This is a genomic window from Clostridium sp. LIBA-8553 (assembly GCF_057782465.1).
Genome location: NZ_CM173489.1, coordinates 3,201,352 through 3,214,480, shown reverse-complemented (window position 1 = coordinate 3,214,480; position 13,129 = coordinate 3,201,352). Strand labels below are relative to the sequence as shown.

Below are 13,129 nucleotides of genomic sequence, written 5' to 3'. Positions count from 1 at the left end.
AATCGGTGGGAGGTAAAAACCGCTAATACCACGAAGGAGGATTATATTAATGGGAAAGAAATATATTGAAAGTTCAAAATTAATAGATAAGAATGCATTATATACTCCAGCAGAAGCTTTAGAGCTTGCTGTTAAAACTGCAAAAGCTAAATTCGATGAAACTATCGAATTACACGTAAGATTAGGTGTAGACCCAAGACATGCTGACCAACAAGTTAGAGGAGCTGTTGTTCTTCCACACGGAACTGGTAAAGATGTTAAAGTTTTAGTTTTCGCTAAAGGTGAGAAAGCTAAAGAAGCAGAAGCTGCAGGAGCAGATTTCGTTGGAGCTGACGAATTAGTGCAAAAAATACAAGGTGAAAACTGGTTCGATTACGATGTAGTAGTTGCTACTCCAGATATGATGGGTGTAGTTGGTAGATTAGGTAGAGTATTAGGACCTAAAGGTTTAATGCCAAACCCAAAATCAGGAACAGTTACATTTGATGTAGCTAACGCTATAAAAGAAATCAAAGCAGGTAAAGTTGAGTATAGAGTAGATAAGACTGCTATAGTTCACTGCCCAATAGGAAAGAAATCTTTCGGAACTGAGAAGTTAGTTGAAAACTTCAAAGCTTTAATGGATGCTTTAGTAAAAGCTAAACCAGCTGCTGCTAAAGGACAATACTTAAAATCAGTTTCAGTTTCAGCTACTATGGGACCTGGAGCTAAAGTTAACCCAGCTAAAGTTTTAGATTAATTTTAATAAAGTGCTTGACATAAGTTTAAGCTCATGTTAGAATAATTTTTGTTGAAAAAAGTGAATGAAAGTTTCCGTAGACAGTAGGTGCTGATCGGCATAACGTAGAACAACCTACCGAGGGCAATTATAGTGTATATAATAGTCTTCCTATGTCTACGGGAAGACTTTTCTTATTATATAAAGCAGTTAACTAAACTGTGAGGAGGTGGACACAGTGAACAAAAACAGACAATTAAAAGAAGCTAAGGTTGCAGAGATTAAAGAGAAATTAGAAAAAGCTCAATCAGTTGTACTTGCTAGCTACCAAGGTTTAACAGTAGAACAAGATACAAACTTAAGAAAGAACTTAAGAGAAGCAGGAATTGAGTACAAAGTTTACAAGAACACACTAGTTACTCTAGCTGCAAAAGAATTAGGTTTTGATGGAATAGTTGAATACTTAGAAGGTCCAGTTTCAATAGCTTTCGGTTACGAAGATGCTACTGCTCCAGCTAGAATCCTTAACGATTTCGCTAAGGAAAACAAAAAGCTTGAGTTAAAAGCTGCTATAGTAGAAGGAACAGTTTACAACAAAGAAGAAACTGAACAACTTGCTGCTATACCTTCAAGAGAAGTTTTACTTGCAAAACTTCTTGGAAGTATCAAGTCACCATTATCAAACTTTGCATACTTATTAAGTGCAATTGCAGACAAGAAAGAAGAATCTGCTGAATAATTTATAAAAATAAAAGAAATTTAAAAAAACAGGAAAGAAAATTCGGAGGTGCGAATCATGACAAAAGAGCAAATCATAGAAGCTATAAAAGAAATGAGTGTTTTAGAATTAAACGAGTTAGTTAAAGCTTGTGAAGAAGAATTCGGAGTAAGCGCTGCTGCTCCAGTTGCTGTTGTAGGCGGAGCTGCTGCAGGTGCTGCTGCAGAAGAAAAATCAGAGTTTGACGTAGTATTAACTAATGCTGGTGCAAACAAAATAAAAGTAATCAAAGCAGTTAGAGAATTAACTGGATTAGGATTAAAAGAAGCTAAAGAAATAGTTGATGGAGCTCCTAAGACATTAAAAGAAGCTGTAGCTAAAGAAGAAGCAGAAGACATGAAAGCTAAATTAGCTGAAGTTGGAGCTGAAGTAGAGCTTAAGTAATTAAAGCTTTATTTTAAAATATTAAAAGAGGTACTGAGTAGTGCCTCTTTTTTTTAACTCAAGAGATTGAGAACTAAAAATAATTTAAAGTAAATTTTTTAAGAATATTGACAACGGGTATTGCCTATGATACCATAAGTAAATGTACTATTGTGTAATAGTATAAAGTTGAATATGAATTTTATGTATACTACAGGAAAAAATGGGTATACTAAAAAGATGATATTGTATGTAATCCGAAAGCATAGGTCCTTAGGGAAAGTATGCTTTTGGCTATTTTAGTTTATACAAGGGGTGAAAGTTGATGGTACATCCTGTCCAAGTTGGAAAAAGAACGAGAATGAGCTTTGCAAAAGTCAAAGACGTGGCTGAAATGCCAAACCTAATTGAAATTCAATTAGATTCTTACAAATGGTTTTTAGATGCAGGACTTTATGAAGTTTTTGATGATATTAATCCTATCTCAAACTTTACTGGAAATCTTGTACTTGAGTTTGTAGGTTACACTCTAGATATGGATAACATAAAGTATTCAGTTGAAGAGTGTAAAGAAAGAGACACTACTTATGCTGCACCGCTAAAAGTAGCTGTAAGACTTCAAAACAAAGAAACTGGAGAAATAAAAGAACAAGAGGTATTTATGGGAGATTTCCCATTAATGACAGAGCAAGGAACTTTTATAATTAATGGTGCCGAAAGAGTTATTGTTTCTCAGTTAGTAAGATCTCCAGGTGTTTACTACAATTATAATGTAGATAAAACTGGTAAAAAGCTGTTTTCAGCAACAGTTATACCTAACAGAGGTGCATGGTTAGAGTATGAAACAGATTCAAATGATGTTATCTATGTAAGAATAGATAAAACAAGAAAACTTCCTATAAGTATATTAGGAAGAGCTATGGGCTTTGGAAGTGACCAAGAACTTTTAGAGTACTTTGGTGAAGAAGAAAGATTCAAAGCTACAATAGAAAAAGATAATACTAAGACTAAGGAAGAAGCATTATTAGAAATCTATAAGAGATTAAGACCAGGTGAACCACCTACAGTTGATAGTGCCGTTAGTTTAATAGATTCTTTATTCTTCGACGCTAAGAGATACGACTTATCAAGAGTTGGTAGATACAAGTTTAATAAAAAACTTGCAATTGGTTTAAGAATAGCTAACCAAATAGCAGCAGAAGACATAGTAGATAGATTAACTGGTGAAGTTTTAGTTTCAAAAGGTGAAAAAATATCAAGAACTAAAGCTGAAGAAATTCAAAATAGAGGAATAAATTCAGTAGATGTTTTAGTTGAAGACAGAGTAATTAGAGTTATAGGTAATCACTTTGTAGATATACATAAGTGTGTGGACTTTGATATATCAGATTTAAATATCAGAGAATTAGTTCACTATCCAACATTAAGAGAAATCTTAGATAACTATTCTGATGAAGAAACTATAAAAGAAGAAATCAAAAAGAATATGACAAGACTTATTCCTAAGCACATAATCAAAGATGATATATTCGCTACAATAAGTTACCAAATCGGATTAGCTTATAACATTGGATATATTGATGATATAGATCACTTAGGAAACAGAAGATTAAGAAGTGTTGGAGAGCTTTTACAAAACCAATTTAGAATTGGTTATCAAGAATGGAAAGAGTAGTTAAGGAGAGAATGACTATTCAAGACCAAGAAGCTATAACACCACAACAATTAATCAACATAAGACCTGTAGCAGCAGCTATAAAAGAATTCTTTGGAAGTTCTCAGTTATCACAGTTCATGGATCAAACAAATCCATTATCTGAGTTAACTCATAAGAGAAGATTATCAGCTCTTGGACCAGGAGGTCTTTCAAGAGAAAGAGCTGGTTTCGAGGTTAGAGACGTTCACCACTCTCATTATGGTAGAATGTGTCCTATCGAGACTCCAGAGGGACCAAACATAGGTCTTATCAACTCATTAGCTACATATGCTAAAGTTAATGAGTATGGATTTATTGAAACTCCTTATAGAGTTGTTGATAAAGAACAAGGAAGAGTAACAGGTGAAATAAGATATTTCACAGCTGATGAGGAAGACCAATACCTAGTAGCTCAGGCGAATGAACCATTAGATGAGAATGGATGCTTTATAGATAAAAAAGTAACTGTTAGAGATAAAGGTGAAGTATTAGTAGTTCCAAGCAAAGATGTTGATTTAATGGACGTTTCTCCAAGACAATTAGTATCTGTTGCAACAGCAATGATACCTTTCTTAGAGAACGATGACGCATCAAGAGCCCTAATGGGATCAAACATGCAACGTCAGGCAGTTCCATTATTAAAACCATATGCTCCAATAGTTGGTACTGGAATAGAGTACAAAGCAGCTGTAGACTCAGGAGTTCTTCCTAAGGCTAAAAATGCTGGAGAAGTAGTTTATGTAAGTGCTAATGAAGTAAGAGTTAAGAGAGAATTAGATGGTGGTGTTGATACTTATAGACTTCTTAAGTTCAAGAGAAGTAACCAAGGTACTTGTATAAACCAAAGACCAATAGTAGCTAAAGGTGATTGGGTACTTAAAGGTGAAGTATTAGCAGACGGACCTTCAACTGATTTAGGAGAAATAGCTTTAGGTAAAAACATAAGAATGGGATTCATTACTTGGGAAGGATATAACTACGAGGATGCTATGCTTATCTCAGAAGAGTTAGTTAGAGAAGACGTATTTACATCAATCCATATAGAAGAGTATGAATGTGAAGCTAGAGACACTAAGTTAGGACCAGAAGAAATAACTAGAGATATTCCAAACGTAAGTGAAGATGCTTTAAAAGATATAGATGAAAGAGGTATAATCAGAATCGGTGCTGAGGTAAGATCAGGAGATATTCTTGTTGGTAAGGTAACACCAAAAGGAGAAACTGAGCTTACTGCTGAGGAAAGATTATTAAGAGCTATCTTTGGTGAGAAAGCTAGAGAAGTAAGAGATACTTCTTTAAGAGTTCCACACGGGGAAGCCGGTATAATAGTTGATGTAAAAGTATTTACAAGAGAAAATGGAGATGATTTATCACCAGGAGTTAATGAACTTGTAAGATGTTACATCGCTCAAAAGAGAAAGATATCTGTTGGAGATAAGATGGCTGGTCGTCATGGTAATAAAGGGGTTATCTCAAGAGTATTACCAGAAGAAGATATGCCATTCTTACCAGATGGTAGACCACTTCAAATATGCTTAAACCCACTAGGGGTTCCATCACGTATGAACATTGGTCAGGTACTAGAGGTTCACTTAGGATGGGCTGCAAGTGCTTTAGGATGGCACATTGCAACACCTGTTTTCGATGGTGCAACAGAAAGTGATATAGAAGACTGCTTAGAAAAAGCTGGCTACAACAGAAATGGAAAAACAGTTTTAAGAGATGGTAGAACTGGTGAAGAGTTCGATAACACAGTAACTGTTGGTATCATGTACATCTTAAAACTTGCTCACTTAGTTGATGATAAGATCCATGCTAGATCAACAGGACCTTACTCATTAGTAACTCAACAACCACTTGGTGGTAAGGCACAATTCGGAGGACAAAGATTCGGAGAGATGGAGGTTTGGGCATTAGAAGCATACGGTGCAGCTCATACTCTTCAAGAAATACTTACTGTTAAGTCAGATGACGTTGTAGGTAGAGTTAAAACTTACGAAGCTATTGTTAAAGGGGAAAATATTCCTGAACCAGGAGTGCCAGAATCATTTAAGGTTCTTATTAAAGAACTTCAAGCTTTATGCTTAGATGTTAAAGTTTTAAATGACAATAATCAAGAAGTTAAATTCAAAGAATTAGCTGAAGAAGATGAGGATATCGAAGTGTTAGAAGTTAACATGGAGGGTACTGAAGATTCAACAGAGGAAACTAAGGAAGAAAAAGGGGAAGCATACATCCCAGCAGAAGAAATTGAAGAAGAAATAGACTACGAAAACATAGACCTATTAGACTTCACAAGTGATTTAGACATAGAAGATGATTTTAACTAGGATATAAAGTGTTCCCTTACTCATACGAGTAAGGGGATATTTAAAAATTCACATTAAACTATGAAGGGAGGACACACCCTTGTTCGAATTAAATAATTTTGATGCTTTACAAATCGGGTTAGCATCTCCAGAACAAATTAGAGAGTGGTCTAGAGGAGAAGTAAAGAAACCTGAAACTATTAATTATAGAACATTAAAACCTGAGAGAGACGGATTATTCTGTGAAAGAATATTCGGACCTATAAAAGACTGGGAATGTCACTGTGGAAAATACAAAAGAGTTAGATATAAAGGTATTGTATGTGACAGATGTGGTGTTGAAGTAACTAAATCTAAAGTTAGAAGAGAGAGAATGGCTCACATTGAATTAGCTGCGCCTGTATCTCATATATGGTATTTCAAAGGAATACCTTCAAGAATGGGATTAATTCTTGATATGTCACCAAGAGCTTTAGAGAAAGTTCTATATTTTGCATCATATATAGTTATCGACCCAAAAGAAACTTCATTATTAAAGAAACAACTTCTTAATGAGAAAGAATATAGAGAAGCGTGTGACAAATATGGAGAAGAAAGCTTTGTAGCTGGAATGGGTGCAGAAGCTGTTAAAACTTTATTATCAGAAATAGACTTAGAAAGAACTGCTGCTGAACTTAAGGAAGAGTTAAAGCAAAGCACAGGTCAGAAAAAAGTTAGAATAATAAGAAGATTAGAAGTTGTAGAATCATTCAAATCATCAGGAAATAAACCTGAGTGGATGGTAGTTGATGTAATACCAGTTATACCACCTGATTTAAGACCAATGGTTCAATTAGACGGAGGTAGATTTGCTACTTCAGATTTAAATGATTTATACAGAAGAGTTATAAATAGAAATAACAGACTTAAGAAGTTATTAGATCTTGGCGCTCCTGACATAATAGTTAGAAATGAAAAGAGAATGCTTCAAGAGGCTGTAGATGCTTTAATAGATAACGGTAGAAGAGGAAGACCAGTAACTGGTCCTGGAAACAGACCTCTTAAATCATTATCAGATATGCTTAAAGGTAAGCAAGGAAGATTCAGACAAAACCTTCTTGGTAAGAGGGTTGACTATTCAGGAAGATCAGTTATCGTTGTTGGACCTGAATTAAAAATGTATCAATGTGGTCTTCCAAAGGAAATGGCTTTAGAGCTATTCAAGCCTTTTGTTATGAAAAAATTAGTTGAAGACGGAGTTGCTCATAACATAAAGAGTGCTAAGAGAATGGTTGAAAGAGTAATGCCACAAGTATGGGATGTACTTGAAGAAGTTATTGCAGACCATCCAGTATTACTAAACAGAGCACCTACTCTACATAGATTAGGTATTCAAGCATTCCAACCAGTATTAGTTGAAGGTAGAGCTATAAAACTTCATCCACTTGTTTGTACAGCATATAATGCTGACTTCGATGGAGACCAAATGGCTGTTCACGTACCTTTATCAGTTGAAGCACAAGCTGAGGCTAGATTCTTAATGCTTGCTGCAGGTAATATAATGAAACCTTCTGATGGTAGACCAGTTTGTGTACCTACTCAGGATATGGTTCTAGGTTCATATTACTTAACAATGGATAAAGATGGAGCTAAAGGTGAAGGAAAATACTTCTCATCATTTGATGAAGTAATAATGGCTTACCAATTAAAAGAAGTTGATGTTCATGCTAAAATCAATGTTAAAATTTCTAAGGAAATAAACGGAGAGATTAAGTCAGGAATAATCAAAACAACTCCAGGATTTATAATTTTCAATGAATGTATACCTCAAGATTTAGGTTTCGTTAATAGAGAAAATCCTGAAGAAATGTTTAATTTAGAAATAAATTTCTTAATAACTAAAAAGTCATTAGGAAAAATAATAGATAAATGTTACTTAAAGCATGGTCCAACTAAGACTTCAATAATGCTTGATAACATAAAAGCTACAGGATATCACTATTCATCAATCGGAGCTGTTACAGTAGCTGCTTCAGATATGATAGTTCCTCAAAAGAAATATGAATTATTAAAAGAAGCGGATGAAACTGTAGATAAGATCGAAAAAATGTATAGAAGAGGTCTTATATCTGAAGATGAAAGATATGAAAGAGTTATAGAAAAATGGACTGAGACTACTGAAGAAGTTGCAGATACATTAATGAATAGTTTGGATAAATTTAACCCAATATTCATGATGGCAGATTCAGGAGCCAGAGGATCTAAGTCACAGATTAAACAGTTAGCTGGTATGAGAGGACTTATGGCGAGTCCATCAGGTAAAATTATCGAGTTACCAATCAGAGCATCATTCAGAGAAGGTCTTGATGTATTAGAATACTTCATATCTACTCACGGAGCTAGAAAGGGTAACGCCGATACAGCACTTAAGACTGCTGACTCAGGTTACTTAACAAGAAGACTTGTTGACGTAAGCCAAGATGTTATAGTAAGAGAGCACGATTGTGGAACTCAAAATGGTATTTACGTTGAAGAAATAAAAGAAGGTTCAGAAGTAGTTGAACAATTAGCTGAAAGATTAACAGGAAGATATACTGCTGAAGATGTTTTCCATCCAGAAACTGGAGAGCTTTTAGCTGCAAAAGATACTTATATGGATCCAATTTTAGCAGAAAAAATAGCTGATACTGGAATTCAAAAAGTTAAGATAAGATCAGTATTTACATGTGATTCTAAGGTTGGAGTATGTACTAAGTGTTATGGTATGAACATGGCAACATCATATAAAATTAATATTGGTGAAGCTGTTGGTATCGTAGCTGCTCAATCAATCGGAGAACCAGGAACACAGCTTACAATGAGAACATTCCATACAGGTGGAGTTGCCGGAGCGGATATAACTCAAGGTCTTCCAAGGGTTGAAGAGTTATTCGAAGCAAGAAAACCAAAAGGATTAGCAATCGTAAGTGAAGTTGCAGGTACTGTAAGAATAGAAGAAACTAAGAAGAAGAGAACAGTTTATGTTGTTACTGATTCAGGAGAAGAGTATAGCTACGATATACCATTTGGATCAAGATTAAAAGTTAAAGATGGTTTAGCTATAGGAGCTGGAGATGAAATAACAGAAGGTTCAGTTAACCCACATGATATCATGAGCATTAAAGGTGTTGATGGCGCAAGAGAATACTTACTTTCAGAAGTTCAAAAAGTTTACAGACTTCAAGGGGTTGATATCAACGATAAGCACTTAGAAGTTGTTGTTAGACAAATGACTAGAAAGATTAAGATAACTGAGCAAGGTGATACTAATCTATTACCAGGTGTAATGATTGACATATTCGATTTCAGAGCTGAAAATGAAAGAGTTGAAAGTTTTGGAGGAGAAAAAGCTCAAGGAGATATAGTTCTTCTTGGTATTACTAAAGCAGCTCTTGCTACAGATAGTTTCTTATCAGCAGCATCATTCCAAGAAACAACAAGAGTTCTTACTGATGCAGCAATTAAAGGAAAGATTGATCCTCTTGTTGGATTAAAAGAAAATGTTATAATTGGTAAGTTAATTCCAGCAGGTACAGGTATGATGAAATACAGATCATTAAAATTAAACACTGAAAGTAATAATCAAGAAGCTGAAACAATAATTGAGATTGAAGAATAAGATTAATTTTGTTGACAGTATTATTCTTAGATGATAAAATACAGTTTGTGTGATTAGCAAAGTACTAAGGGATTAACTTGTCTACATGGTTATTTACAATGGAGGTAATCTTATGGTAGACAGACTTTTAGGAAAAAAAGTTATTGGCATAAAACAATCCACAAAAGCTATAAAAAACGGTGAAGGAAAAATTTTGTATGTTGCAAAGAATGCTAACGATAAAATGGTTGCTCCATTAGTGGAATTAGCAAAAAAATGTGGAATTGAAGTAAAACATGTTGAAAGCATGAAAATTTTAGGAGAAATGTGCGGTATAGATGTGAAATCAGCTGCAACATTAATCTTAAATTAACGTGTTAACATCTAAAATTTATATAGATAGTTAAATAATTTATCAGGAGGTGAAAGTATGCCAACTATAAGCCAATTAGTAAGAAAAGGCAGAAAAACAGTAGCATCAAAATCAACTGCACCAGCTCTTAAAGAGTGTCCACAAAAAAGAGGAGTTTGTACTGTAGTTAAAACAACTACTCCTAAGAAACCTAACTCAGCGTTAAGAAAAATTGCTAGGGTAAGATTAACTAATGGATACGAAGTAACAGCTTACATTCCTGGTGTAGGCCACAACTTACAAGAGCATAGTGTTGTTCTTATAAGAGGTGGAAGAGTTAAAGACCTTCCTGGTGTTAGATACCACATAGTAAGAGGAGCTTTAGACTCAGCTGGAGTAGCTAACAGAATGCAAGGAAGATCAAAGTACGGTGCTAAGAAACCAAAGCAAAAGAAATAATTGTTGCTTAAACTTAGTTTAAGTGCTGTGTCTTCAAGTTTAGATATATAACTGTTCGAAGTTTAAATATAGATTATGAAGCAAGCACTTTACGACAATCGATTAAGTTGTGTCGAGTACCGATGAACTTAAACAAAAATTGTTAAGGAGGGAAGAAAAGTGCCAAGAAAAGGACATATTGCAAAAAGAGATGTATTACCAGATCCAGTGTACAATTCAAAAGTTGTTACTAAGTTAATAAATAACGTAATGGAAGATGGTAAAAAAGGAGTAGCACAAAAGATATGCTACGATGCTTTCCAAATAATCAGTGAGAAAACTGGCAGAGATGCTATGGAAGTTTTTGAGGAAGCAATGAATAACATAATGCCTTTATTAGAGGTTAAAGCTAGAAGAATAGGTGGTGCTAACTACCAAGTTCCAATAGAAGTAAGACCTGAAAGAAGACAGACTTTAGGATTAAGATGGCTTCTTGTTGCTTCAAGAAAAAGAGGCGAGAAGTACATGAGAGAAAGATTAGCTGGAGAATTAATGGATGCAGCTAACAATACTGGAGCAGCTGTTAAGAAGAGAGAAGATACTCATAAAATGGCTGAAGCTAATAAAGCATTTGCTCATTACAGATATTAATAAAATGGAACTGTTTTGGCTAAGAGCCAAAACAGTTTTGTTGAATTTAAAAACACTATACGTTGAGAGGAGGAGTCACAATGGCTAGACAATATCCGTTAGAGAAATTCCGTAACTTCGGAATAATGGCACATATAGATGCTGGTAAAACAACAACTACTGAGCGTATTCTTTTCTATACAGGAAGAAACCACAAAATAGGGGAAACTCATGATGGAGCTTCAACTATGGACTGGATGGCTCAAGAGCAAGAAAGAGGTATAACAATAACTTCTGCTGCTACAACTTGTTTCTGGAAAGGTTATGAGTTAAACATAATCGATACTCCAGGACACGTAGACTTCACAGTTGAGGTTGAAAGATCATTAAGAGTTCTTGATGGAGCTGTTACTGTTCTTGATGCTAAGAGTGGAGTTGAGCCACAAACTGAAACTGTTTGGAGACAGGCAGATAAGTACGGCGTTCCAAGAATGATATACGTAAACAAAATGGATGCTACAGGAGCTGACTACTACAACTGTATAAACACAGTTAGAGAAAGATTACAAGCTAATGCTGTTGCTATCCAAATTCCAATAGGTCAAGAAGATCAATTCCAAGGAATGGTTGACTTATTAATAAATAAAGCAATCATATTCAAAGATGACCTAGGAAAAGATATCGATGTAACTGATATCCCAGCTGATTTAGTTGATAAAGCAGAAGAATACAGAGCTGCTATGATAGAAGCTATTGCTGAAACTGATGAAGAGTTAATGATGAAATACTTAGAGGGTGAAGAATTAACTCTTGAAGAATTAAAAACAGCTTTAAGAAAAGCTACTATAAATAATGAAATAATCCCAGTTATCTGTGGATCATCATACAAAAACAAAGGTGTTCAACAAATGATCGATGGTGTTGTTGATTACTTACCATCACCATTAGATATACCTGCTGTTAAAGGTACTAACTTAGATGGAGAAGAAGAGACTAGAGAAGCTTCAGATGATGCTCCAATGTCAGCTTTAGCATTCAAAATCGCTACTGATCCATTCGTTGGAAGATTAGCATTCACAAGAGTTTACTCAGGAGTTTTAGAAAGCGGTTCATACGTATTAAACTCAACTAAGGGTAAAAAAGAAAGAATCGGAAGACTTGTTAAGATGCACGCTAACTCAAGAGAGGAAGTTGAATCATTAGAAGCTGCTGAATTAGGAGCTGTAATAGGTCTTAAAAACACAACTACTGGAGATACTTTATGTGCAGAGTCAGCTCCAATAATACTTGAAAAAATGGAATTCCCAGAGCCAGTTATATCTATCGCTATCGAGCCAAAGACAAAAGCTGGTCAAGAAAAAATGGGTATAGCTTTATCAAAGCTTGCTGAAGAGGATCCAACTTTCAAAACTTGGACTGATCAAGAAACAGGTCAAACTATCATAGCTGGTATGGGTGAGCTTCACTTAGATATCATCGTAGATAGATTACAAAGAGAATTCAAAGTAGAGTGTAACGTAGGTGCTCCTCAAGTTGCTTACAAAGAAACTATCAAGAAGGCTGTTGAAGCTGAAGCTAAGTTCGCTAGACAATCTGGTGGTAGAGGACAATACGGACACTGTAAGATAGAAATGATACCAACTGAAGGTGAATATGAATTCGAAAATGCTATCGTTGGAGGAGCTATTCCAAGAGAATACATTCCTGCAGTAGATAACGGAATCAGAGAAGCTTCAGAAAGCGGTATAATAGCTGGATACCCAGTTATAAACTTCAAAGTAAGATTATTTGATGGATCATATCATGACGTTGACTCATCAGAAATGGCATTCAAAATAGCTGGATCTATGGCATTCAAAAACGCTATGGCTAAAGCTGATGCTGTATTACTTGAGCCTATAATGAAAGTTGAAATAACTGTACCAGAAGAGTATATGGGAGACGTTATAGGAGATGTTAACTCAAGAAGAGGTAGAATGGAAGGAATGGACTCAAGAAATGGTGCACAAATCATAAGAGCATTCATCCCACTATCAGAAATGTTTGGATACGCAACTGCATTAAGATCAAGAACTCAAGGTAGAGGAACTTATGCAATGGAATTTGATCACTATGATGACGTTCCAAAGAGCATCCAAGAAGAAGTTGCAGGTAAAAAAAATAAATAATTAAAGAAGCTTTTAAAGCTTCTTTAATACATAAATGTATATAATATTTCAAAATTAAAGG

8 protein-coding genes, 1 pseudogene and 1 other annotated feature are annotated in these 13,129 nt (G+C 34.9%); all 9 genes and pseudogenes read left to right on the top strand.

What is annotated here, in order from left to right:
• Positions 1 to 49 precede the first annotated feature (49 nt).
• The 9 genes and pseudogenes from rplA to fusA all read left to right on the top strand — a co-directional run bounded on the left by rplA (position 50) and on the right by fusA (position 13,068).
• Positions 50 to 739: a 50S ribosomal protein L1 gene (gene rplA / locus AC2JAQ_RS14570; protein WP_003452172.1), complete on the top strand. Its 690-nt coding sequence runs from the start codon at positions 50 to 52 to the stop codon at positions 737 to 739.
• Positions 740 to 795: 56 nt separating this feature from the next.
• Positions 796 to 922: a sequence feature (ribosomal protein L10 leader region), on the top strand.
• Positions 923 to 956: 34 nt separating this feature from the next.
• Positions 957 to 1,457, top strand: a complete 501-nt coding sequence (gene rplJ, locus AC2JAQ_RS14565) for a 50S ribosomal protein L10 (protein ID WP_488457034.1) — start codon at positions 957 to 959, stop codon at positions 1,455 to 1,457.
• A 57-nt stretch (positions 1,458 to 1,514) separates the two neighbouring features.
• Positions 1,515 to 1,880, top strand: coding sequence for a 50S ribosomal protein L7/L12 (gene rplL, locus AC2JAQ_RS14560; RefSeq protein ID WP_003452170.1), 366 nt, complete (start codon positions 1,515 to 1,517; stop codon positions 1,878 to 1,880).
• Between the two features lie 304 nt (positions 1,881 to 2,184).
• Positions 2,185 to 5,885 (top strand): annotated as a pseudogene (gene rpoB, locus AC2JAQ_RS14555) (DNA-directed RNA polymerase subunit beta).
• A gap of 79 nt (positions 5,886 to 5,964) precedes the next feature.
• Positions 5,965 to 9,501: a DNA-directed RNA polymerase subunit beta' gene (rpoC, locus tag AC2JAQ_RS14550; protein WP_488457033.1), complete on the top strand. Its 3,537-nt coding sequence runs from the start codon at positions 5,965 to 5,967 to the stop codon at positions 9,499 to 9,501.
• 112 nt (positions 9,502 to 9,613) lie between these two features.
• A complete protein-coding gene (locus AC2JAQ_RS14545; protein ID WP_423239001.1) occupies positions 9,614 to 9,853 on the top strand; it encodes a ribosomal L7Ae/L30e/S12e/Gadd45 family protein in 240 nt (79 codons plus the stop codon).
• 57 nt (positions 9,854 to 9,910) lie between these two features.
• Positions 9,911 to 10,291: a 30S ribosomal protein S12 gene (gene rpsL / locus AC2JAQ_RS14540; protein ID WP_003452165.1), complete on the top strand. Its 381-nt coding sequence runs from the start codon at positions 9,911 to 9,913 to the stop codon at positions 10,289 to 10,291.
• Between the two features lie 159 nt (positions 10,292 to 10,450).
• Positions 10,451 to 10,921 carry a 30S ribosomal protein S7 gene (rpsG, locus tag AC2JAQ_RS14535; RefSeq protein WP_322504988.1) on the top strand — a complete coding sequence of 157 codons (471 nt, stop codon included), beginning with the start codon at positions 10,451 to 10,453 and terminating at the stop codon, positions 10,919 to 10,921.
• An 80-nt stretch (positions 10,922 to 11,001) separates the two neighbouring features.
• The gene (gene fusA, locus AC2JAQ_RS14530) at positions 11,002 to 13,068 is read left to right on the top strand and encodes an elongation factor G (RefSeq protein ID WP_488457032.1); all 2,067 of its coding nucleotides are present in this window, start codon (positions 11,002 to 11,004) and stop codon (positions 13,066 to 13,068) included.
• Positions 13,069 to 13,129: the final 61 nt, after the last annotated feature.